This is a genomic window from Pseudoruegeria sp. SHC-113 (genome assembly GCF_025376885.1).
Taxonomy (GTDB): domain Bacteria; phylum Pseudomonadota; class Alphaproteobacteria; order Rhodobacterales; family Rhodobacteraceae; genus Pseudoruegeria.
In genome coordinates this window covers 44,351-67,214 of the sequence record NZ_JAHUBR010000001.1, presented here as the reverse complement: position 1 = coordinate 67,214, position 22,864 = coordinate 44,351, and the positions used below count along the sequence as shown (strand labels likewise).

Sequence of the window (22,864 nt, the reverse complement as noted above, 5' to 3'; positions counted from 1 at the left end):
TTAACCACTCTGCTGCAAAGAGAAACGGCGCTGCCCGTGGTGGGCAACGCCGTTTACACTTGGACTAAAAGGCTGATCAGCCCTTCATGCTGTCCCAGAAATTCTTCACCGAGGCGAAGAAGCTGGAGCTGTTGGGGTTGTTGTCCGCGGCGATCTCGTCGAACTCGCGCAGAAGCTCCTTCTGGCGGCTCGTGAGGTTCACCGGCGTCTCAACGGCCAGTTCGATGAACATATCGCCCTGGTTCGCGCCGCGCAGGGCTGGCATGCCCTTGCTGCGCAGGCGCATCTGCTTGCCGGACTGGCTGCCCGCCGGGATCTTCACGCGCGACCGGCCCCCGTCGATGGTAGGCACTTCGATCTCCCCGCCGAGCGCGGCCGTGGCCATGCTTACCGGAACGCGGCAGAACAGGGCTGTGCCGTCGCGCTCGAAGATTTTGTGCTCGCGCACCTCGATGAAGATGTAGAGATCGCCCGTCGGCCCGCCACGCAGACCGGCTTCGCCTTCGCCGGCCAGCCGGATCCTTGTGCCAGTTTCAACGCCCGCCGGGATGTTGACGGAAAGCGCACGATCCTTCTCCACGCGGCCTGCGCCACCGCAGCCCTTGCAGGGGTTCTTGATCATCTGACCCATGCCACCGCAGGTGGGGCAGGTGCGTTCGACAGTGAAGAAACCCTGCTGCGCGCGCACCTTGCCCATGCCCGAACAGGTGGGGCAGGTCGTGGGCTCAGCCCCGCCTTCAGCGCCGGTGCCGTTGCACTCGCCGCAGGCCACCGAGGTGGGCACGTTGATCGTTTTCTGAACGCCGGCGTAGGCTTCTTCCAGGTCGATGCGCAGGTTGTAGCGCAGGTCGGAGCCGCGCGTGGCACGCTGCCGGCCGGAGCCCGCGCGCCCGCCCATCATATCGCCGAAGAGATCGTCGAAGACGTCGGAGAAGGCCGAAGCGAAATCGCCCTGCCCGCCGTAGCCGCCGCCACCGGGCCGCCCGCCCATACCCCCTTCAAAGGCCGCATGGCCGTAACGATCATAGGCGGCCTTCTTGTCGGCATCCTTCAGGACGTCGTAGGCCTCGTTGACTTCCTTGAACTGCGCTTCCGCATTCGGATTGTCGGCGTTGCGATCCGGGTGGAGCTCCTTGGCCTTCTTGCGATAGGCCTTCTTGATCTCCTCGGCGGAAGCGCCTTTGGCGATCCCCAGCAGCTCGTAGTAATCTTGTTTAGACATGTGTGATGTCCCCCTTGGGACCATGAAAAAGGCCGGTCCGGTTGCACCAGACCGGCCTTCTGAGGTCCTGTATCAGGCCCCCATTTAGCGCTTTTCGTCGCCCAGATCCTCGAAATCGGCGTCGACGATGTCGTCGTCCGATTTGGCGTCGGCTTCGAAATCCTCTTCCGAAGGCGCACCGCCGTCAGCCTTGTCCTGCTCGGCCTTGTAGATGGCCTCGCCCAGCTTCATGGCGGCTTCCGTCACGTTCTGGATGCCCGATTTGATCTTGCTGGCGTTGTCGTTCTCCAGCTCGTCCTTGAGCGCGGCGATGGCCAGCTCGATGGCTTCGATCGTCGTCGGATCGACCTTGTCGGAGTGCTCTTCCATCGCCTTCTCGGTCGAGTGGATGAGGCTCTCGGCCTGGTTCTTGGCTTCGACAAGTTCCTTGCGTTCCTTGTCGGCCTCGGCGTTGGCCTCGGCGTCCTTCACCATCTGGTCGATCTCGTCATCCGAAAGGCCACCGGAGGCCTGGATGGTGATCTTCTGCTCTTTGCCGGTGCCCTTGTCCTTGGCGGACACGGAGACGATGCCGTTGGCGTCGATGTCGAAGGCGACTTCGATCTGCGGCATGCCGCGCGGGGCGGGCGGGATGTTCTCGAGGTTGAACTGGCCGAGCATCTTGTTGTCGGCTGCCATCTCGCGCTCACCCTGGAACACGCGGATCGTCACGGCGTTCTGGTTGTCCTCGGCGGTGGAGAAGACCTGCGCCTTCTTCGTCGGGATCGTGGTGTTGCGGTCGATCAGGCGGGTGAACACGCCACCCAGCGTTTCGATGCCGAGCGAGAGCGGGGTCACGTCCAGCAGCACGACGTCTTTCACGTCACCCTGCAGCACACCGGCCTGAATGGCGGCGCCCATGGCGACCACTTCATCCGGGTTCACACCCTTGTGCGGCTCCTTGCCGAAGAATTTCGTCACTTCTTCGAGGACTTTCGGCATACGGGTCATACCACCCACGAGCACGACTTCGTCGATGTCGGAGGTGGAGAGGCCGGCATCCTTCAGCGCGGCCTGGCAGGGCTTCAGCGAGGATTTGATCAGATCGCCGACGAGGCTTTCCAGCTTGGCGCGGGTCAGCTTCAGCACGAGGTGCAGCGGCTGGCCGCCTTTCGGGTCCATCGAGATGAACGGCTGGTTGATCTCGGTCTGCTGGCTGGAGGAGAGCTCGATCTTGGCCTTCTCGGCAGCTTCCTTCAGGCGCTGCAGCGCCATCTTGTCGGCCGTCAGATCCACGCCGTTCTCTTTTTTGAACTCGCCAGCGAGGTAGTTGACGATGCGCATGTCGAAATCTTCACCGCCGAGGAAGGTGTCCCCGTTGGTGGATTTCACTTCGAAGAGGCCGTCGTCGATTTCGAGGATGGTCACGTCGAAGGTGCCGCCGCCGAGGTCATAGACGGCGATCGTCTTGGATTCTTTCTTGTCGAGGCCATAGGCCAGCGCGGCTGCGGTCGGCTCGTTGATGATGCGTAGCACTTCGAGGCCAGCGATCTTGCCGGCGTCTTTCGTGGCCTGACGCTGGGCGTCGTTGAAGTAGGCGGGCACGGTGATGACGGCCTGCGTCACGTCTTCGCCGAGGTAGCTTTCGGCGGTTTCCTTCATCTTCTGCAGGATGAAGGCCGAGATCTGGCTCGGGGAGTATTCTTCGCCGCCAGCTTCAACCCATGCGTCGCCGTTGCCGCCGTCGATCACGTTGAAGGGCAGGTTCTTCTTGTCCTTCGCGAGATCGGCGTCGTCGAACCGGCGGCCGATGAGGCGCTTCACGCCGAACACGGTGTTGGAGGGGTTTGTGACGGCCTGGCGTTTGGCCGGCTGGCCTACGAGGCGTTCATCGTCGGTGAATGCAACGATGGAAGGAGTGGTACGGGCGCCTTCGGCGTTTTCGATAACGCGAGGCTGAGCGCCGTCCATGATGGCAACACAGGAGTTGGTGGTGCCGAGGTCGATACCAATGACTTTAGCCATGATGTTTACCCTTTTCTTTGGCGATGTGTAGGAGCCGGACCCCCTTGCTGAGGCATCTCGGTTCCGATCCCAGTTAACGACCGGGTAAGCTACCCGATCAGGCTTCCCGGCGTATATAAGGAGGGGGCAGGGGCGCTGCAAGCGGTGGAAACGTCCCGTCAGGCGGCATTTTTGCCAAAAAACACGACTCCGGCACGGGGCCGGGGGGAAGGGGCGCAGAATGGGAGCGGAGCCAGCCCTGCGGCTGCGGGGATTCGAGATTTACAGCGGCTATCTGGACGCGTCTGCGCAGGAGGCGATGCTTGCGGATCTGCGCGCCGTTCAGGCCGACGCGCCGCTGTTTTCCCCGATGACGCCCTATGGCAAGCCGATGTCGGTGCGGATGACTTCGGCCGGGAAATACGGCTGGTTTTCCGACCGGCGCGGCTATCGCTATGTGCAGAGCCACCCCGACGGCCAGCCCTGGCCGCCGATCCCGCCCTCGGTACTGGCAGTCTGGGAGGCGCTTGTGAGCCGGGAGCGCGCGCCGGATTGCTGCCTGCTGAACTTCTACGGCGAGGGCGCGCGCATGGGAATGCATCAGGACAAGGACGAGGCGGATTTCTCTTGGCCCGTGCTTTCGATCTCGCTGGGGGACGAGGGGCTCTTTCGCATCGGCAATGCCACACGCGGCGGCAAAACAGAGTCGCTCTGGTTGCGGTCCGGCGACGTGGTGCTGATGGGCGGCGAGGCGCGGTTGACCTATCATGGCGTGGACAAGATCCGCCCCGGCACTTCCACGCTTTTGAACAAGCCCGGTCGGTTGAACCTCACGCTGCGGGTGGTGGATTGACTACTGCGTCGCGCTCCAGCTGAGCGAGGCTTTCTTGCGGGTGTAGAACTCCAGCAACATGCCGATGCCGAGCAGCACGATGGAAACAATCAGCGCGTATTTCCACGACGAGTTGTGCGGGAAATAGTTGATGAACATGAAGCCGCGCGCCTGATCTATGGTGTGAAACAGGGGGTTCCAATCAAAGATGGCGAGCATCCAGCCCGGCAGGGTATTGGCGACGAACATCTTGCCCGAGGTGATCATATTGGCGCGGATGTAGACGGTGGTGAGCGTTTTCACCAGCGTCGGTGCCCAGGGTTTGAGCGCGAGAAAGACCATCCCCACCGCCACGCCGAAGAACCACGACAGAAGGAACATCGCGAAGACGCCCACCGGATCGTAGATGTAGATCCGCGCGAAGAGCACGTTGTAGAAATAGAGCATCAGCAGAATGCTGAGCACCGAGACATAGAGCGAAGCCAGCGCCGTTGAGGCCACGGAGATGCCCGTGTTCATCGGCGCGTGTTTCATCATCGGCGAGGTGGGGCCTTCGGAATTGGCGATCGTGTTCACCACCCGGATGTGGGTGAGATACAGGAAGATCCCCGACAGGATATAGAGGAAGAAATCCCCCCGGATCGTGGTGCCGCGCAGGCCCAGCACGATGAACATGATCATGAAGACGGCCAGCATGGTGAAGGCCTGCAGGATGGTGATCCCGATCGACACGAAGGCGTTGCGGTGTTTGTCCCGCACCTTGCGGACGGTGGAATGATAGATCAGCGCCAGCGTCGAAAACGTCGCCTCAAGGCCGCTCTTTTTCGCTCTATGCGTAAACATTCACGTGTTTTCCTGCCACATGGGGCCATTCTGCCGCATTTATCTGAGGGATTTCTTGTTGTTCCCTTACGGGTGCACGATAAAAACGCAGCAAATTTTTTTCAATACAAAGGGCCCTGCGGGGCAAAAAGGAGTGAAACGCGTGGATTTTGAGAAACTCACCGAGGTGAGCCGCAAGCTGGCTCTGGAAGCCGGCGACAAGATCATGGAGATCTACAACGCCGACGATTTCGACGTGAAAGTGAAATCCGACGAAAGCCCGGTGACCGAAGCCGACGAAGCCGCCGACGCGCTGATCAGCGCGGGCCTGCGCGCCGCTTTTCCGGATGTGCTGCTCGTGACGGAAGAGCAGGCCGCGAGCCACGCCGAGAAAGCCGAGACCTTCCTGATCGTCGACCCGCTTGACGGCACCAAGGAATTCATCAAGCGCCGCGGCGATTTCACCGTGAACATCGCCTATGTGGAAAAAGGTGTCCCGGTGCGGGGTGTCGTCTATGCCCCGGCCAAGGAGCGGCTGTTCTACACGCAGGCCGATGGCACCTCCGTTGAGGAAACCGGCCCCTTCGCCAAGGATGCTGCCGGGGCAACGACGCCGATCAAAGTGTCCACACCGGACATGGGCGCGCTGATGGTGGTGGCCTCGAAATCCCACCGCGATCAGGCGACGGATGATTACATCGGCAAGTATTCCGTGAAGGACATGAAGAGCGCGGGCTCCTCGCTGAAGTTCTGCCTTGTCGCCACCGGAGAGGCCGATCTCTATCCGCGCCTCGGACGTACCATGGAGTGGGATACGGCCGCCGGCCACGCCGTTCTGCTGGGCGCGGGCGGCAATGTTGTGGCCTTCGACGATCACACCCAGCTTGTCTACGGCAAGGACGGCTACGCGAATTCCTTCTTCATCGCCTATGCACCGGGTGTGGAGCTGCAACCAGCCTGAGCCGCTCAACCGGCGCGGTGAAAGAAAAGCCCCTGCCTCGCGGGGGCTTTTTGCGTTAGGCTGCCAGAAAGGGATGCCCGAAAAAGGCATCGAACGCGGGCAGGGGCATGGCACAGGGTACACTCGTTTCGATCGTCGTCGCCTCGCGCGGGCGTCCGAAGGGCCTGTACCGTTGCCTGTTGTCCCTGCTTCAGCAATATTACCGACCGCTTGAGATCATCGTCGTGGCTGATCCGGCGGGCTGTGCCCATGTTGCCGATCTTGCGTCCCGGTCGGGCGTCGTGCTGCTGCCCTATGACGAGGCCAACCTGTCGGCGGCGCGCAACCTTGGGGTCGCAGCGGCGCACGGGGCGGTGGTGGCCTTCATCGACGATGACGCCGCTGCAGAGCCCAAGTGGATCACCCATCTGCTGGCCGGTTTTGCTTTGCCGGGGGCGGAGGCCGTCGGGGGTTTTGTGCTGGGGCGCAACGGGATCAGCCACCAGTGGCGCGCGCGGGCTGTGGCACCGGACGGGAGCGAGATCGCCCTGACGCCGCCCTCCGGTGATGCGCCCTTCGTGGCGTTGCCGCCTCAAGGCTATGCCGCCAAGACTCAAGGCACGAACTGCGCTTTCCGCGCCGCCACCCTGCGCGCCATGGGCGGGTTTGATCCCGCCTACCGATATTTCAACGACGAGACCGACCTGAACCTGCGGATGGCAGCCGCCGGCCACGCGACGGCCTTTGCGCCGCTCGCCCTCGTGCACCACGGGTTCAGCGAGAATGCCGCCCGGCGCGCGGATCGCACTCCTCGCGACCTGTTCGAGATCGGCCGCAGTCAGGCGGTCCTGCTGCGCCGACACTTGCATCAGTCGCAGCGGGAGGCTGCCATGGCGGAGTTTGCCCATGCCCAGCGACGCAGGCTTTTGCACCACATGGTGGCCGGAACGTTGGACCCTGCGGCAGTTGGCCGACTGATGGCGCGTTTGCAGGCCGGGTTTGCCGCAGGCGCGGAGGCCGTGCTGCAGCCTTTGCCCCCTCTGGCGGACCCCTGTGGCACTCCGGTTTTGGTAACGGCGGACGCGCCGCGCGCGGCGTCCTGGCGGGCAGGGCACTGGCGCAGGCGGCAGCGGCTTGAAAAACAGGCCAGAGCCTTGCGCCAGTCGGGGGAGGTAACAACCCTCTTTTGTTTCAGCGCTACCCCTTTGCGCCACAGAGCGTCCTTCCGGGAGGATGGCATATGGGAACAAAACGGAGGCATCTTCGGGAGGTCGATCCGGTCCGAGCCTGCACCGCACCTTTGGCGCAGTATGGACAGGGCCAAACATGAAATCCGCCGCCTGCGCCAACTGCGCTGGCCTGAACCGGGAGGAAAAGAAGGGTGAACATGGTATCCGTGCCGAAATTTTCACCATTCTTTTGCAAAAGCATGAAAACTTGCGTAACTATCCAAGCGGAAGGGATTGATTTACCCTCCTTCGCGAGTGTTGGGAGCGATAGTCGTTTGTTTTTTCTGCGCTGCAGCGTATGCTCTTCCCACTCTGAACAAACTTATTGGTAACAAGGTCCGATCATGCGACGTAAAGTAACGAAGGCGATTTTTCCTGTGGCCGGCATGGGCACACGCTTCCTGCCTGCGACGAAATCCGTTCCGAAAGAAATCATGACGCTGGTGGACCGGCCGCTGATTCAATATGCGATCGATGAGGCCCGCGAAGCCGGGATCAAGGAATTCATTTTCGTGACCTCGCGCGGCAAAAGTGCGCTTGAGGATTACTTCGACACCAACCCCCAGCTTGAGCAGTCGCTTCGCAAGAAGAACAAGACGGAGCTTCTGAACGAGCTGAAAAAGACGAACATGGAAAGTGGCGCGATCGCCTATATCCGCCAGCACGACGCGTTGGGTCTTGGCCATGCCGTGTGGTGCGCCCGCCGCCTGATCGCCAACGAGCCTTTCGCCGTGATCCTGCCGGATGACGTGATCGCCGCTGAAACCTCCTGCCTCAAGCAGATGGTCGAGGCCTATGAGGAAACCGGTGGCAACATGGTTGCCGCCATGGAAGTCCCGCAGGAGAAAGCCGCGGCGTATGGTCTTCTGGACGTGCAGGAAGACATGGGCAGCATCGTGTCTGTGAAGGGCATGGTCGAAAAGCCCGAGCCCGAGAGCGCACCTTCCAACCTGGCTGTGATTGGCCGTTATATCCTCACGCCACAGGTCATGCGGAACCTCAACGCCAAGAAGGAAGGCGCTGGTGGGGAAATCCAACTTACCGATGCCATCGCTCAGGAAATTGAAGCCGGGCGCGACGTGTTCGGCTACCGCTTCCGTGGCCAACGCTTTGACTGTGGTTCCAAGGCGGGCTTCCTGCAGGCCACTGTGGCCTTCGGTCTTGCCCGCGATGAGTTGCGCGAAGAGCTGTCCGGCTTCCTCGAAGAGATGGTCCACATGAAGAAGGTGGCCGAGTAGTCGGCCCCCACCCTCCCCGGAGATCCTGAATGCAAAAGACAGTGCTTGTGACTGGCGGTGCGGGCTATATCGGCTCGCATGCCTGCAAGGCGCTCGCGCGCGCGGGCTATACTCCGGTTACCTTTGACAATATTTCGACGGGCTGGGCAGAGGCTGTGAAATTCGGCCCGCTCGTGCAGGGCGATCTGCTCGATAAGGCGGCCATCAAGGCCGCCTTCGACGCTCACAAGCCCGTGGCCGTCATGCATTTCGCCGCCCTGAGCCAAGTCGGTGAAAGCATGCAGCTGCCGGGAAAATACTGGCGCGAGAACGTGCTGGGCGCGGTGAACCTCGTTGAAGCGGCGGTGGAAGCCGGCTGCCTGAACTTCGTCTTCTCCTCCACCTGTGCCACCTATGGCGAGCACGACAACGTGCTGCTGGACGAGACCACGCCGCAGCACCCGATCAACGCCTATGGCGGCTCCAAGCTGGCCATCGAACAGATCCTCGCGGATTTTTCGGCGAGCCATGGGCTGAACAACGTGATCTTCCGCTACTTCAACGTGGCCGGGGCCGATCCCGAAGGCGAGGTGGGCGAGTTCCACCAGCCCGAAACCCACCTGATCCCGCTGATGCTGGACGCGATCGAAGGCAAGCGCGCGGCGCTTACGATCTATGGCACCGATTACCCCACGCCCGATGGCACCTGCATCCGCGATTACGTCCATGTGATGGATCTGGTGGAGGCGCATATTCTTGGCCTCAAATGGCTGGAAGAGGGCAAGGGCAACCGGGTGTTCAACCTTGGCACCGGGGATGGCTTCTCGGTGCGCGAAGTGGTGGATCACTCCAATAGCGTCACCAACAAGCAGGTGCCCATCGTCGAGGGCGCACGCCGCGCGGGCGATTGCACGAAGCTTGTCTCGGGCAGCGAAAGGGCGGAAAAGGAACTGGGGTGGACCCCGACACGCTCGACGCTGGAGACGATGATCGCCGATGCCTGGAGATGGCACCAGAACGGCCACTACACTAAGTAACAGGCCCCGCCTGCTGGACGTCACGCGGCTTGTTTCGCGCTATGGCAAAGGCCCTTTCACAGGCGTGGACCGCGTTGAAGCCGCCTATCTGGCAGAGCTGATCGCGCGTCCCGATCCGGCCTTCGGCCTGCTGCGCAGCCGCTATGGCTATCTTCTGCTGGATCAAAACGGGCTTGGAGCACTTCAGGGCTGGTTGACTCACGCCGCACCGGGCGGGCGGGATTTGCTCTCGCGTCTGCCCCCCGTGCGGGATCTGCCTGCGCAGGAAATCGAAACAGCCGTGCGCAGCGTCGCCATCGCGCGCTCTGTGCCACGGCGCCTGAGGGCCTGCCTCGCCAAGGCCTTTCCGGAAGGCTTTGACTTTTACAACACCGGCCATTCCAACCTGACGCCCGCGCTCTTCGCGGCCACGCGCGATGGCACGGCCCATGTGCTGGTGCATGATGTCATCCCGCTCGACCACCCCGAGTACCAGCGCCCCGGCACGGTTGAGGCCTTTGCCCGCCGGATGCAGGCGGTGAGCCGGTCTGCGACCCGCTGCATTTACACCACGCAGACAGCCCGCACCGATGCGGAGCGGCACATGGAACGCTTTGGCCGCGTGCCGCCTGCTGTCGTCGCGCCGCTCGGCCTCGATTTGCCGGAGCTTGCTCCCGCAGCGGAGGCCGAAGCGCCCTATTTCCTCGCGCTGGGCACGATTGAGCCGCGCAAGAACCACGCGCTGCTGCTGGATGTCTGGGACAGGCTTCTGGCCGAAGGCGGGGACGTGCCCCTGCTAAAGATCGTTGGCAAGCGCGGTTGGAACAACGCGGAAGTCTTTGACCGGCTCGACGATACCGCACACTGGCAGGGCAGGGTGCAGGAGCTTGGCGGGGTGGCGGATGAAGATCTGGCCCCTTTGATCGCCGGGGCGCAGGCGCTTCTGTTTCCGAGCCTTGCGGAGGGCTACGGGCTGCCGCCGCTGGAAGCGGCCGCGCTGGGCGTGCCGGTCGTCTGCAACACACTTCCGGTTTATCGCGAAACGCTTGGAAACATTCCCATTTACGCCGATGCCTCTGATCAGTATCAATGGGAGAAGGCGATCAGGATGCTTGCGGAAGCATCTGTTAAGGAAAGAAAAATCGGTGCCAACGGGTTCCGCCCGCCAGTCTGGAGCGATCATTTCGCAACCGTTTTCGGATCCTGATCCGATTGCCGGGTGGGAAGGGCGCGCCGGGGATGGAGGCGCAGCCACGGACCGGTAGGGAAAAAGCGTGAGTGCGTTAAGATCATATCGCTTGCGTCTACAACGCAGGAAATGGCTGATCCGCGCCCTTCGAAAGCGGCGGGAGCTGGCTTCCGTGCGCAACCGTACCGCCCATATCCGCCCCGACGACATCCTCGTGTTCAGCACCGTCCGCAACGAGAAGGTGCGGCTGTCGTTCTTCCTGAAATACTACCGCAATCTTGGCGTGGACCACTTCATTTTCGTGGACAACGGCAGCACCGACGGCACCCGCGAGTTCCTTGAGGATCAGCCGGATGTCTCGCTCTGGAGTTCGGCCAAGAGCTACAAGCGCTCGCGTTTCGGGATGGATTGGCTGAACTGGCTGCAGATGCGCTATGGCCATCGTCACTGGTGCCTGACGGTGGATGTGGATGAATTCCTCGTCTACCCGTTCTGCGACACCCGTTCCCTGCGCGCGCTCACCGATTGGCTGGATGCCTCCTCGATCAAGAGCTTCGGCGCGATGATCCTCGACATGTACCCGAAGGGCGGCGTGGACGAGCAGCCCTACCGCAGCGGGCAGGATCCGTTCGAGATCGCCTCATGGTTTGACTCCGGCAACTACGTGATGAGCCGCAACAGCCTCTACGGCAATCTCTGGATTCAGGGCGGGCCAAGGGCGCGGATGTTCTTTGCCGACCAGCCCGAACGCGCCCCGGCGCTCAACAAGGTGCCGCTGGTGAAATGGGATCGCCGCTACGCCTATGTCAGCTCCACCCATATGCTGCTGCCGCGCGGGCTCAACCTTGTTTATGACGAATGGGGCGGGGAGAAAGCCTCGGGCTGCCTCTTGCACGCCAAGTTCCTCTCGACCTTCGGCAAAAAGGCCAAGGAGGAGCTGGAGCGCAAACAGCATTTCGCCAACAGCAAGGAATACATGGCCTACAACGAGGCGATGAAGGCCAATCCCGAGCTCTGGTGCAAATGGAGCGAGAAATACATCAACTGGCGCCAGCTTGAGATTCTGGGGCTGATGTCCAAGGGGAACTGGGCATGACGGTGGGCATCGTCATGCTGGCGCATACCGCGCTGCCCCGCGCCGCTCAGGTGGCGCGGCACTGGCATGCGGCGGGCTGCCCGGTGGTGATCCACGTCGACAAGCGGGTTGCGGAGGATGACTACCGCCCCTTCGTCGATAGCCTTTCGGATCTGGAAAACCTGCGCTTCACCCGGCGGCTGCGCTGCGACTGGGGCACGTGGTCCTTGGTGGAGGCAAGCCAGATCGCCTCAGAGGTGATGCTCGCGAAATACCCGCAGGTGAGCCATGTGTACCTGTCGTCCGGCTCTTGCCTGCCCCTGCGCCCAGTGCAGGAGCTGATCGATTACCTCGCCGAGCGCCCGAAGACGGATTTCATCGAATCTGCCACCACCGAGGATGTGCCCTGGACGGTTGGTGGGCTCGACAAGGAGCGCTTCACCCTGCGCTTTCCCTTCAGCTGGAAGAAGCACCGTAAGGCCTTCGACGCCTATGTGCGCCTGCAGCGGCTGGTGCGCTTCAAGCGGCGCATCCCTTCGGGGCTGGTGCCGCATATGGGCTCGCAATGGTGGTGCCTCACGCGGCAGACGCTGTCGGCCATCCTGCAGGATCCGGATCGCGCCGCCTATGATGCCTATTTCAAGCGCGTCTGGATCCCGGATGAAAGCTACTACCAGACGCTGGCGCGGCTCTATTCCACCCGGATCGAAAGCCGGTCGCTGACGCTGTCGAAATTCGATTTCCAGGGCAAGCCGCATATCTTCTACGACGATCACCTGCAGCTTCTGCGCCGCTCCGATTGCTTTGTGGCGCGCAAGATCTGGCCGGATGCAGAGAAGCTTTACGAGGCCTTCCTCACCTCGCCCGATGGCGCGATGAACCGGGCCGAGCCGAACCCCGGCAAGATCGATCGCATCTTCTCCAAGGCGGTGGAGCGGCGCACCAAGGGGCGGCCCGGCCTGCTGATGCAGAGCCGCTTTCCCCATGAGGGCTGGGAAAACGGGCTCACGGCTGCGCCTTACGCGGTGCTGCAAGGGTTCTCGGATCTCTTCGTGGATTTCGAGGCCTGGCTCACCAAGGCCACCGGGCTGAAGGTGCACGGGCATCTGTTTGCCAAGGATCGGGTGCATTTCACCGGGGATCAGACGGTTTACAACGGTTGCCTGAGCGAGAGCGCGGCGATTCGCGATTACAACCCGAAGGCCTTCCTTTCGAGCCTTGTCTGGAACACGCGCGGGGAGCGGCAGTGCTTCCAGTTCGGCCCGCGCGACGTGCAGAAGATCGGCGCCACGCTGGCGCGCGATCCCAATGCGCAGATCGCCGTGATATCCGGGGCTTGGGCGATCCCGCTGTTCAACTCGAACCTCAATTTCGCCGACATCCGCAAGGAGGCCGCGGAACTGCAGAAGATCGAGAACGCGCATCTGGATCTGCTGCGCGCCACCACGGCAAAGGCCCGTGTGCGGATCTGGACGATGGCGGATTTCGTGGAGGCCCCGATGGAGCCCCTGCAAACGGTGATCGACGAGATCGCCCCGCGCCCGCTGCGCCGCCTCAACGAAGCGCCGCGCATGGTTGATCTCACGGGCTTCGGCCAGTTCCTGCAGAACCTCAAGAACCAGGGTATGCACCCCTATCTGATGGGGGATTTCCCGGTGGGCAACGATCCCACGCCGGGCAAATCCAGCCGTCGCAAACCCTACCTGGTGAAGTAACCCATGGGCGGGTTCTCCTATTTCGTCATTCTAGCGGGGATGCGGACCGGTTCGAACTTCCTTGAATCCAACCTCAACGCCTTCCCAGATCTCACCTGCCACGGCGAGGCCTACAACCCGCATTTCATCGGCTATCCCAAGCGCGACACGCTCCTCGGGCTGACGGCCGCGCAGCGCGACGCTGATCCGCTGCGCCTGCTGGCCGCGATGCGGGCGGAAAGCGGCGTGGTGCCGGGCTTTCGCTTCTTCCACGATCACGATCCGCGCATCCTTGCCCATGTGCTGGGCGATCCGGCCTGCGCCAAGATCGTGCTCACGCGCAACACGCTTGAAAGCTATGTCAGCTGGAAGATCGCGCAGGAAACCGGGCAGTGGAAGCTCACCAACGTGAAGCACCACCGCGAGGCGCAGGTGCGCTTTGATGCGGCGGAGTTCCAGCGCTTCCAGTCCGAGAACGCCGCCTTCCACGCGATGATCCGCAATGCGCTGCAGGAAACCGGGCAGGGGGCCTTCTGGGTGGATTACAGCGATCTGCAGTCGCTGGAGGTGATCAACGGGCTCGGGGCTTATCTTGGCGCGGCCGCCCCGCTGCCCGAGTTGCAGAAGAACCTCAAGCGGCAGAATCCGGGCTCATTGCGCGACAAGGTGAAGAACGCAGACGAGATGGAGGCGGCGCTGGCGCGGTTCGACATCTACGGGCTGGGCGTGGCCCCGCAGATCGAGCCGGCGCGCAATGCGGGTGTACCGAATTATCTGGCCGCCGAGGAGCCGCCACTTCTGTTCCAGCCGATCCCGGCAGGGCCCACGGCCCGCGTGCGCGGCTGGATGGAGGCCTTGGCGGGGGCGGAGGGGCTCACCACCGGCATGACGCAGAAGGATCTGCGCCAATGGCTGCGCCGCAACAAGGCGCATCGGGGGTTTACGGTTGTTTCCCATCCGCTGACGCGCGCGCATCGGGTGTTTTGCGAACGCATCCTGCCCACCGGGGAAGGCGCGTTTCTGGAGATCCGCGGCTATCTGGGCCGCGCCTTTGAGGCACCTATGCCCGAAGAAGGCGTGGCGCTGTCGCCGGAGGATCACCGCGCCTGTTTTGCGGCTTTTCTGAAGTTCGTGAAGGCCAACCTTGCGGGGCAGACGCCGATGCGAATGGATCCCGCCTTCGCGACGCAGGCCGCCGTGATCCACGGGTTCTCACAGGTGATCGCGCCGGATCTGATCATCCGCGAAGCAACACTGGAGTTGGGCCTCGCTTATCTGGCGGCGGAGCAGGGGATCGATGCGCCGCGGCTTGCAGAAGAGGCTGCGAAGGGGCCGGATTTGGCCGAGATCTACGATGCGGATCTGGAGAAGCTCTGCAAGGATGTCTACGGGCGGGATTACCTCGCCTATGGGTTCAAGCCCTGGGACAAACGCTGAGCGACGCTTTTCAGAAATAAGAAAGCCGCCCGGAAAGGCGGCTTGTCTGATCTTTCTGGCTCGGGAAGCCTAAGCGGCTTGAGCCCCAGCATCCGCCACCAGAATTGCGTGCAGAACGGACGGATCGTCGTTGGCGCGCAGTTTGGCGCAGATGGCCGGATCGCGCATCGTGCGGGAGACAAGCGCCAGCGCCTTCAGGTGCTCCACGCCGGAATCCACAGGCGCGAAAAGGGCGAAGACCAGATCCACCGGTTTGCGATCCACGGATTCGAAATCCAGCGGCTTGTCCATCTTCAGGAACACGCCGACCACATGTTCGATCCCGTCCATCCGGGCATGGGGCAGCGCAATGCCGTTGCCCACGCCCGTCGGACCGAGCGATTCCCGCTCAAGCAGGGCTTCCACGGCATCCCGCGAAGGAATGCCGTAGCAGCTTTCGGCCACGTCACAGAGATCCTGGAACATCCGTTTCTTCGAGGATGCATTAGACACGACCTTCACGGCCGCGGACTTCAATATGCTCGATAGTTCCATGTGCCTTCGCTTCGTTGCCTGCGATCCGCGTGGCGCGCGTTAAGTCGCGTTCTGAGGATCAATCCAACCGATGTTGCCGTCGTCGCGGCGGTACACCACGTTTATTCCGTTGTTGCCTTCGTTGCGAAACACCAGCAAGGGCGCGCCGCCAATTTCCATCTGCATGACCGCCTCACCCACCGAGAGCTCGGGAACCTTGGTTTCCATCTCGGCGATGATCATCGGCTGCAGGGAGTCTGGCTCCCCGTCGCCCGAATCCTCGGACGAGGCGAGGATATAGGAGGATGCGCCAAAAAGTTCAACGGGCTGTGAACGCTCCCGGTGATGGTCCTTCAGGCGGCGCTTGTAGCGGCGCAGCTGCTTTTCCATCTTGTCGGCGCAGCCATCAAAGGCGGCGTAGATCTCGGTTGCGTGGTTGCGGGCCTGGGCCGTGAGGCCGGTGGACAGGTGGACAGTGGTTTCGCAGACAAACTCGTGTGCGTTCTTGGAAAAGACGATGACGGCCTCGGTCGGGCGCTCGGCATATTTTGCCACAACCCCGCCAAGCTCTGCCTCAACATGCTGCTGAAGCGCGTTGCCGATATCGATCTGCTTTCCACTGATTTGGTACCGCATGAAACCTCCTTCGTTCCAAATACAGGACAGTCAGGCGCTGACGTTCAGCCCCCACTTCCGGGCTGTCGCCGGGTGGTTCACCTTGTTTGTGAGGATGGGACGCAGCGCCGTACGTGCACTGCTGCCTCTCCGAAGCCGGCCGTTGGAAATGAGCCTGTCCATACCGATATTTGGCGTCAGATTCCGGGGGGCTGTCAATCGTTTCCGGCGATGACGCAGTGCGGAAAGCGGCTGAAATGCTGAAAACAAAGGAAAAAGAAAAAGGATCTGCTGCAGCGCAGAAAGGCGGGCCGGATCAGCGGATGCTGAAACTCTCACCAAGATAGACCCGGCGGACGTTCTCATCCTGCACCACCTCTTCGGTGGTGCCGCTCATCAGAATGGCGCCATCGTGCAGGATATAGGCGCGGTCCACGATCTCCAGCGTTTCGCGCACGTTGTGATCGGTGATCAGCACGCCGATGCCGCGATTCTTGAGATCGGCCACGAGGCCGCGAATCTCGCCCACGGCGATCGGATCGACCCCGGCGAAGGGTTCGTCCAGCAGCACGTATTTCGGATTGGCGGCCAGGCAGCGGGCGATTTCCACGCGGCGACGTTCGCCGCCCGAAAGCGCCATGGCGGGCGCGCGGCGCAGGTGGCTGATGGAGAACTCGCTCAGCAGATCGTCCAGCCGTTCGCGGCGTTTGTGAATACCAGAGACAGAGACTTCGAGGATCGCGAGGATGTTTTCCTCCACCGACATGCCCCGGAAGATCGACACTTCCTGCGGCAGGTAGCCGATGCCGAGCTTGGCGCGGCGGTACATCGGGAGCAGCGTGACGTCACGTCCGTCGATCAGAACCTGCCCGCCTTCCGGCGTGACAAGGCCCGCGATGGTGTAGAAACACGTCGTCTTGCCCGATCCGTTGGGGCCGAGCAGGGCCACCACTTCCCCCTGATCGAGGTGCAGATCCACGTTCCGGATCACCGTGCGCTTGCGGTAACTCTTGCGCAGGGCGCGCACGACAAGCCCTTTTTCGGGCGGCGTGGCGGCTTCGCGCGCGCGCGCTTCGGCCTGCAGGGCGCGGGCGTCTGTCATTCCGATTGGCTGCTCTTGAGCGTGGTGCGCACGCGGCCATCGAGCCGGGCGGTGCCGGTCTCCAGATTTGCCGTCATCTTCTCGGATGAAATCACGTTGGGGCCTTGGGTGAGCAGCACATTGCCCTGCATCTCAACCGTGCCGGTGGCGATGGTGTAGATCGCCTCATCGGCCTCGGCGGCATCCGCGCCATTGACAAGCACGACCTTGCCCTTGGCCAGAAGCCGGGAAATCCCGCCGGGGGTATCGCCCTCGGCGGCGGCATATTCAACGCGCAGGCTTTCAGCCGAAAGCGTCATCTCGCCCTGTGTGACAAGCACGTTGCCGGTGAACACGGCCGCGCCGCTGGCCTGATCCACCTCAAGCTGATCGGCGGCCACATCCACGGGCTGGCTGGTGTCGCTTTGAAACCCGCCAAAGCCGATCTGGGTGCCCTGCGCGGCAAGGGGGGAGGCCAGCAGCAAGAGAGCCGCAACACACGTGGCTGAAAACCGCATTCCTGACCCAATCACTGTTCCACAACCCCAACTGCACTCTGGTTCGGATCGTATACCAGCTTAACCCCGCCGCTGAAAACCATAACGTATTGCGCGCCCTTCTGAATCAGCTCCATCTGCGCGGCATCCAGCGTGCCCATGCGCCCCACCGCCCGCACCTCGCCGGGGCTGTGCAGCCGCGTGGTGCCCAGATCCGCCTCCAGCACATCCGTGGTCACAAGCATCCCGTCCGACGTCTGGATCTCCACGCCGCCGTGCAGCTCGGCAAGGGTCTGCCCGGAGGTGTAGGAGCCCTCCTTGCCGATCACATCCACGCGTTTGCCGTCCGGGCTAGTCCAGACAAGCGTCAGCCCTTCGGCCTCCAGCGAGCGGCCGTCGCTGCCCTTAGGCCGTGCGAGATCGGCCGAAAGCGTCACGGAGGCGCCGTCGCTGGTGAGCCCGGAGAATTTCGGAGCCTTGATGCGCTGTTCGCGCGCGATCTCTTCCAGTTCCACGTCGGCATAGGGGATGCCTGCGCTTTCCTCGCGCTCCGCGGAAATCAGGAAGAGCGTGGCCAGCAGCCCAAGTGCTACGAGGGGCAGCAGCACCTTCGCGAGCGATATGAAGCGGGAGTAGCCGTCCGATGGCCGTTGCATGGCGCTGCCCGGCCCCGGCTAGTGGGCGAAAATGTCGATCTCGGGCCAGCCGGCCAGATCGAGCTTGGCCCGCGTGGGCAGGAAATCGAAACAGGCCTGCGCGATTTCGGCACGGCCTTCGCGCTGCAGGCGCTGATCCAGTTCGGCCTTAAGCCGGTGCAGGTAGAGCACATCGCTCGCGGCGTAATCGAGCTGCGCCTTCGTCAGTTTCTCCGCACCCCAGTCCGAGCTTTGCTGATGCTTGGAGATATCCACGTTCAGATATTCGGTGAGCAGGTTCTTCAGCCCGTGGCGGTCGGTGTAGGTGCGGATCAGCTTGGCGGCGATCTTGGTGCAATAGACGGGCGCGGCCAGCGCGCCGAAGGTGTTGTACATGGCCGCGATGTCGAACCGCCCGAAGTGAAAGAGCTTCAGAACGTCGGGATCTTCCAGCAGGCGGCAGAGGTTTGGTGCCTCCGTCTGGCCCTTGGCGATCTGCACGAGGTGGGCATGGCCGTCGCCGCCGGACAGCTGCACGAGGCAGAGCCTGTCCCGGTGGGGGTTCAGGCCCATTGTCTCGCAATCGATTGCCACGATGGGGCCCAAATCCAGACCGTCCGGCAGATCGCCCTGATAAAGATGGTTCGCCACTGGCCCGGGCCTTCCCCTGTGAGGATCACGTTGCAGCGGAGATAAGCCTTTGGGGGCGCAAACTCAACTGATGGCCGGGGTGGGGACTTAAGCGATATGCACCTCGGTGCCCCAATCGGCGCATTTCTGCACAAGATCGCCGGGCAGCGGCGCATCGGAGAACACCGCGCCCACATCGGCGAGCGAGGCAATGCGCGCCGGGGCAGATCGGGTGAACTTGGAGTGATCGGCCACGAGGAAGGTGGTGCGCGCCTGTCGGATGATGGTTTTGGACACGCCGACCTCCTGCACATCGAAATCGAGCAGATCGCCGTCTTCATCCACGGCCGAACAGCCGATGACGGCGAAATCCACCTTGAACTGCTCGATGGTGCGCGTGGTGAGATCGCCAGTCAGCCCGCCATCGGAGCGCCGCAGCATGCCGCCCGAGAGCATGATCTGGCAGGCGCTGTTGGCCACAAGGATATTGGCCACGTTGATGTTGTTGGTCACGACGAGCAGGTTCTTGTGGTGCAGCAGCTCCCGCGCCACGGCCTCGGTGCTGGTGCCGATGTTGAGAAACAGCGAGGCATCGTCGGGGATGCATTGCGCGCAGAGCCGGGCGATGCCGGATTTCGCATCGCTGTTGAGCCCGCGCCGATCCTCGTAGCCGATGTTGGACACGCCGGAGGGCAGCACCGCGCCGCCATGGACGCGCTCAAGCTTGCCCGCTTCAGCCAGATCCGAAAGATCGCGCCGGATCGTTTGCACCGTCACGTCGAACCGGCGGGCCAGATCCTCGACCTTTACCTTGCCCTCTGTGCGGGCGATTTCGAGGATCTGCGGTTCGCGGAAATTCTGGACCATCTGTTCCGGTGCCTTGGCTGTCTCTGGTAGCGCCAACCTGTTCGTTTCCGTTCGCCGCATCAAGGGAAAACGAAAACGAAAGCGGCCTCGCCTTCGCTCCCCGCTGCGCCTAGAGTGCGGCGCGAAGCTGAAGCGTGAACCCGAGATGACCGATAATACAGCCGCCAAATCCTGCTGTGCGCCCGCTGCCGGGCGCGGGGGTGAGGCCGCGCCTGCGCCGCAACCGGCCCCCGAAGCCCTGCGCGACGCGCTGAAAGCGCAGGCCGTGGCCATTCCCGGTGGCGCAAGCCTGATCGGCACCAACCGCCCCGAACTACCCGTGGACGGGGAAGCGCCCCTGCGGCGCAGCAAGATCAAGCCGTTTCGCATGGGGGCAACCGCCGTCACCAACGCGCAATTCGCCGCCTTCGTGGAGGCCACGGGCCATGTGACAGAAGCCGAGCGCTTCGGCTGGTCTTTCGTGTTCTGGCAGCAGGTGCCGGAGGGCTACCCCGACACGCAAGGGGTGTCGGGGGCCGAATGGTGGCGCCGGGTGGACGGAGCCGACTGGCGCAACATCAATGGGCCGGGCACAGGGGCTGCAAGCTGGCATGCCGATCACCCGGTGGTGCATGTCTCGTGGAACGACGCCCGCGCCTATGCCGCCTGGGCCGGGGGACGTCTGCCCACAGAAGCCGAATGGGAACACGCCGCGCGCGGCGGGCTGGGCGACGTGCGCTTTCCATGGGGCGAGGCCGAGCCTGATGACACAAGTCATCAGCCCTGCAACATCTGGCAGGGCCGCTTCCCTCATGTGAATACAGCCGCCGACGGCTTTCTCACTACGGCCCCGGCGCAGAGCTTCGCGCCCAACGGCTACGGGCTTTCCAACATGGTGGGCAACACCTGGGAATGGACGGCGGATGCCTTCACCATCCGCTCGCTGAAGAAAGAGGTGAAAGCACAGCTCGCGGCGATGAAGGGCTATAAGCTGATGAAGGGCGGCTCCTTCCTCTGCCACGCAAGCTACTGCTACCGCTACCGAATCGCCGCGCGCACGGGGTCCTCGCCCGACAGCACAACGACCCATCAGGGCTTCCGGGTGGTCTGGCCTGATTAGCGTGATGGGCTGGTGACCCCGGCAGGATTCGAACCTGCAACCTGCCCCTTAGGAGGGGGCTGCTCTATCCAGTTGAGCCACGGGGCCACGCGTGCCTGTAGTGTCACAAACTCAAGGCCGCTGTAAACCGCCCGCCACGCGCCTGCGCTTGGGAGGCATGCGAAATTTCGGGGGCTGACCGGGGCGCGGGCTGGGGTAAGCTGGCACCGGATGGAGAGCCGAGGGGGGGCATGATGCGCACGTTTGACGAAATACTCGAAATTTCCGGCAATCGGCACGGGGGGGTGCAGGCCGTTGTGGCGCAGCTCACGCCGCCAAAATCGCCTGCCGAACTGGCGCAGATTGGCGATGATCGTTGGCTTTCGCAGATGACGAAGGCGGTGTTTCAGGCCGGGTTCAGCTGGAAGGTGATCGAGGCGAAATGGCCCGGTTTCGAGACGGCCTTCAAAGGGTTCGATCCGGGCGCCTGCGCGATGATGGATGACGCATGGTTCGACAGCCTGCTCACCGATACCGCCATCGTGCGCAATGGCACCAAGATCCGCACGGTCCAGGAAAATGCCGTGTTCCTTCTGGATCTCGCCCGCGGCCATGGCAGTGCAGCGCGCTGTTTCGCGGACTGGCCGTCGGAGGATTACATCGGGCTTCTGGCGCTGATCAAGAAGGAGGGCTCTCGGCTCGGCGGCACCTCGGGGCAATACATGCTGCGGATGATGGGCAAGGAGAGCTTCATCCTGTCGCGCGATGTGGTGGCACGGCTGATCGCGGAAGGGGTGATCGACAAACCGCCGACGTCGAAAAAGGCGCTTGTGGCGGTGCAGGAGGCGTTCAACGGCTGGAAGGCCGAAAGCGGGCGGTCGCTGACGGAAATCAGTCGGGTGCTGGCGATGAGTTGTGGGTGAACGTGCTTCGGCTGGTTTGGGGACAGCCCCATAGCCTGGGTGGGGGCAAAGCCCCCTCCCGGGGAAAGGGGAGGGGGCTGGCCGGCTTTGCCGGCAATATATTTGTGGAGGCGGTGCTGAACAGAGCCCCCACCGCCTTTGAGTCAGAAAAGCACCTTAGGCGCGGATCGACCTACCGCTTCAGCGTCTGGCCGTACTGAATTTTCGGCGTCAGCTCCACGCGCTGGCCGTAATCATCCTCTTCACCCGCGGTGCGGCCTGCGATGATCCGGGCGGCGATGGCGCCGATCTCGGTACGGCAGGCGTCCATCGTGGCCAGTTGCTGGGGCAGGCCGTCCAGTAGCTCCACGCCATTGAACCCGGCAAGGCCGATCTGGCCGGGCACGTCGATGCCCTGCTCGCGCAGGTACAGAAGCCCGCCCGCGCCGATCATGTCATTGGAGAAATAGAGAAAATCCAACTCCGGCGAGCGCTCCAGCATGGCTTGCGTCATCTCGCGGCCCTTCTTCAGGGCGGAACCGCCGGAGTAGAACTCCTGATCTTCGATCTCGCATCCCGCTTTCGCCAAAGCTTCCGTGAAGCCTTCAAAGCGTTTACGGGCGCGGTGGTCTAGCGGCATCTTGGTGCCGAGGAACCCGATGTGCTCATAGCCCGCTTTCAGGATCGCCTGCGCCATCATGCGCCCGGCCCGGCGGTGGGAGATGCCAACGGCGGTGTCGATCGGATCGCCGTCCACATCCATGATCTCGACAACGGGGATGCCCGCATTGCGCAGCATGGCGCGGGAGGCCTCGGTGTGCTCCAGTCCGGCCACGATCACGCCGGAGGGCCGCCACGAGAGCATCTCGTAGAGTACCTTTTCTTCCTGCTCCGGGATGTAATTCGTCAGGCCCACCACCGGCTGTAGCTCGGTGTCATCCAGTTCCGCCGTGATGGAGGACATCACCTCGGGAAACACCATGTTGGACATCGACGGAATCACCACCGCCACAAGGTTCACCCGTTTGGAGGCCAGCGCACCCGCGATCTTGTTGGGCACGTAGCCCAGCCGCTTGGCGGCATCGAGCACCTTCTTGCGCGTGTCCTTGGACACATCGCCCCGGTTGCGCAGCACGCGGGAGACGGTCATCTCGCTCACGCCGGAGGCTTCGGAAACATCCCGCAGGGTCAGGGATCGTGTGGTCTCGGCCGTGTCACCGTTTTTCAAATCGTCTTGCTCCCGACAAACGCGCGTATCCCATTGTTAGCGGCAAATAAGCCCTTGTCCAAGCGCTTGTCGCCTGTTATGTTTGCGCTAACAGATAATCCGGCGCGTCCTGCAAGCTCTCTTTCTCTCGACGCTGACGGATCACAAGGGGGAGCGGTGGGC

General features: G+C 62.7%; 22 protein-coding genes and 1 tRNA gene. 11 read left to right on the top strand and 12 right to left on the bottom strand.

The genetic code is table 11. The annotated features are described in order from the left end of the window. Positions 1–76: 76 nt before the first annotated feature. Positions 77–1,222, bottom strand: a complete 1,146-nt coding sequence (gene dnaJ / locus KVX96_RS00355) for a molecular chaperone DnaJ (RefSeq protein WP_261191939.1) — start codon at positions 1,220–1,222, stop codon at positions 77–79. 84 nt (positions 1,223–1,306) lie between these two features. Further along, a complete protein-coding gene (dnaK, locus tag KVX96_RS00350) occupies positions 1,307–3,226 on the bottom strand; it encodes a molecular chaperone DnaK (RefSeq protein WP_261191938.1) in 1,920 nt (639 codons plus the stop codon). A gap of 220 nt (positions 3,227–3,446) precedes the next feature. Here dnaK and KVX96_RS00345 point away from each other — a divergent pair, with 220 nt between their 5' ends. Next, a complete protein-coding gene (locus KVX96_RS00345; protein WP_261191937.1) occupies positions 3,447–4,058 on the top strand; it encodes an alpha-ketoglutarate-dependent dioxygenase AlkB family protein in 612 nt (203 codons plus the stop codon). On the opposite strand, the gene KVX96_RS00340 is transcribed toward KVX96_RS00345, so the two are convergent. Further along, on the bottom strand, positions 4,059–4,880 hold the full coding sequence (locus KVX96_RS00340; protein ID WP_261191936.1) for an ABC transporter permease: 822 nt from the start codon (positions 4,878–4,880) through the stop codon (positions 4,059–4,061). A gap of 142 nt (positions 4,881–5,022) precedes the next feature. Here KVX96_RS00340 and cysQ point away from each other — a divergent pair, with 142 nt between their 5' ends. From cysQ to KVX96_RS00300, 8 genes are all read left to right on the top strand, one after another. Beyond that, positions 5,023–5,820 (top strand): 3'(2'),5'-bisphosphate nucleotidase CysQ, encoded by a 798-nt coding sequence (gene cysQ, locus KVX96_RS00335; protein ID WP_261195343.1) that lies wholly within the window; start codon positions 5,023–5,025, stop codon positions 5,818–5,820. A gap of 107 nt (positions 5,821–5,927) precedes the next feature. Next, complete coding sequence (locus tag KVX96_RS00330) at positions 5,928–7,184, top strand: glycosyltransferase family 2 protein (RefSeq protein WP_261191935.1); 1,257 nt, start codon at positions 5,928–5,930, stop codon at positions 7,182–7,184. A gap of 188 nt (positions 7,185–7,372) precedes the next feature. Next, positions 7,373–8,266: a UTP--glucose-1-phosphate uridylyltransferase GalU gene (gene galU, locus KVX96_RS00325; RefSeq protein ID WP_261191934.1), complete on the top strand. Its 894-nt coding sequence runs from the start codon at positions 7,373–7,375 to the stop codon at positions 8,264–8,266. A 29-nt stretch (positions 8,267–8,295) separates the two neighbouring features. Further along, entirely contained in the window at positions 8,296–9,282 is a 987-nt protein-coding gene (galE, locus tag KVX96_RS00320) for a UDP-glucose 4-epimerase GalE (RefSeq protein ID WP_261191933.1), read from the top strand. A gap of 64 nt (positions 9,283–9,346) precedes the next feature. Then, positions 9,347–10,468: a glycosyltransferase family 4 protein gene (locus tag KVX96_RS00315; protein ID WP_261191932.1), complete on the top strand. Its 1,122-nt coding sequence runs from the start codon at positions 9,347–9,349 to the stop codon at positions 10,466–10,468. A gap of 67 nt (positions 10,469–10,535) precedes the next feature. Further along, positions 10,536–11,546 carry a glycosyltransferase family 2 protein gene (locus KVX96_RS00310; RefSeq protein WP_261191931.1) on the top strand — a complete coding sequence of 337 codons (1,011 nt, stop codon included), beginning with the start codon at positions 10,536–10,538 and terminating at the stop codon, positions 11,544–11,546. Then, positions 11,543–13,240: a beta-1,6-N-acetylglucosaminyltransferase gene (locus KVX96_RS00305; protein ID WP_261191930.1), complete on the top strand. Its 1,698-nt coding sequence runs from the start codon at positions 11,543–11,545 to the stop codon at positions 13,238–13,240. Before KVX96_RS00310 ends, KVX96_RS00305 begins: the two co-directional genes overlap by 4 nt. Positions 13,241–13,243: 3 nt before the next feature. Further along, the gene (locus KVX96_RS00300; RefSeq protein WP_261191929.1) at positions 13,244–14,656 is read left to right on the top strand and encodes a nodulation protein NodH; all 1,413 of its coding nucleotides are present in this window, start codon (positions 13,244–13,246) and stop codon (positions 14,654–14,656) included. A 69-nt stretch (positions 14,657–14,725) separates the two neighbouring features. Here KVX96_RS00300 and KVX96_RS00295 read toward each other — a convergent pair whose 3' ends face one another. From KVX96_RS00295 to KVX96_RS00265, 7 genes are all read right to left on the bottom strand, one after another. After that, positions 14,726–15,190, bottom strand: coding sequence for a PTS sugar transporter subunit IIA (locus tag KVX96_RS00295; RefSeq protein WP_261191928.1), 465 nt, complete (start codon positions 15,188–15,190; stop codon positions 14,726–14,728). Between the two features lie 39 nt (positions 15,191–15,229). Next, positions 15,230–15,805, bottom strand: coding sequence for a ribosome hibernation-promoting factor, HPF/YfiA family (hpf, locus tag KVX96_RS00290; RefSeq protein ID WP_261191927.1), 576 nt, complete (start codon positions 15,803–15,805; stop codon positions 15,230–15,232). Between the two features lie 295 nt (positions 15,806–16,100). Continuing rightward, the gene (gene lptB, locus KVX96_RS00285) at positions 16,101–16,886 is read right to left on the bottom strand and encodes an LPS export ABC transporter ATP-binding protein (RefSeq protein WP_261191926.1); all 786 of its coding nucleotides are present in this window, start codon (positions 16,884–16,886) and stop codon (positions 16,101–16,103) included. Beyond that, complete coding sequence (locus KVX96_RS00280) at positions 16,883–17,383, bottom strand: LptA/OstA family protein (RefSeq protein WP_261191925.1); 501 nt, start codon at positions 17,381–17,383, stop codon at positions 16,883–16,885. Before KVX96_RS00280 ends, lptB begins: the two co-directional genes overlap by 4 nt. An 11-nt stretch (positions 17,384–17,394) precedes the next feature. After that, complete coding sequence (locus KVX96_RS00275) at positions 17,395–18,018, bottom strand: LPS export ABC transporter periplasmic protein LptC (RefSeq protein WP_261191924.1); 624 nt, start codon at positions 18,016–18,018, stop codon at positions 17,395–17,397. A gap of 18 nt (positions 18,019–18,036) precedes the next feature. Then, complete coding sequence (locus KVX96_RS00270) at positions 18,037–18,648, bottom strand: ribonuclease D (RefSeq protein WP_261191923.1); 612 nt, start codon at positions 18,646–18,648, stop codon at positions 18,037–18,039. An 87-nt stretch (positions 18,649–18,735) separates the two neighbouring features. Further along, positions 18,736–19,494: a DeoR/GlpR family DNA-binding transcription regulator gene (locus KVX96_RS00265; protein WP_261191922.1), complete on the bottom strand. Its 759-nt coding sequence runs from the start codon at positions 19,492–19,494 to the stop codon at positions 18,736–18,738. A gap of 145 nt (positions 19,495–19,639) precedes the next feature. Here KVX96_RS00265 and KVX96_RS00260 point away from each other — a divergent pair, with 145 nt between their 5' ends. After that, entirely contained in the window at positions 19,640–20,593 is a 954-nt protein-coding gene (locus tag KVX96_RS00260) for a formylglycine-generating enzyme family protein (protein ID WP_261191921.1), read from the top strand. Between the two features lie 10 nt (positions 20,594–20,603). Here the strand turns inward: KVX96_RS00260 and KVX96_RS00255 are convergent. Next, a tRNA-Arg gene (locus KVX96_RS00255) sits at positions 20,604–20,680 on the bottom strand. A 146-nt stretch (positions 20,681–20,826) separates the two neighbouring features. Between KVX96_RS00255 and KVX96_RS00250 the strand changes: the two genes are divergently transcribed. After that, positions 20,827–21,495 carry a DNA-3-methyladenine glycosylase I gene (locus tag KVX96_RS00250; protein ID WP_261195342.1) on the top strand — a complete coding sequence of 223 codons (669 nt, stop codon included), beginning with the start codon at positions 20,827–20,829 and terminating at the stop codon, positions 21,493–21,495. Between the two features lie 172 nt (positions 21,496–21,667). On the opposite strand, the gene KVX96_RS00245 is transcribed toward KVX96_RS00250, so the two are convergent. Then, a complete protein-coding gene (locus KVX96_RS00245; RefSeq protein ID WP_261191920.1) occupies positions 21,668–22,702 on the bottom strand; it encodes a LacI family DNA-binding transcriptional regulator in 1,035 nt (344 codons plus the stop codon). Between the last annotated feature and the right edge of the window lie 162 nt (positions 22,703–22,864).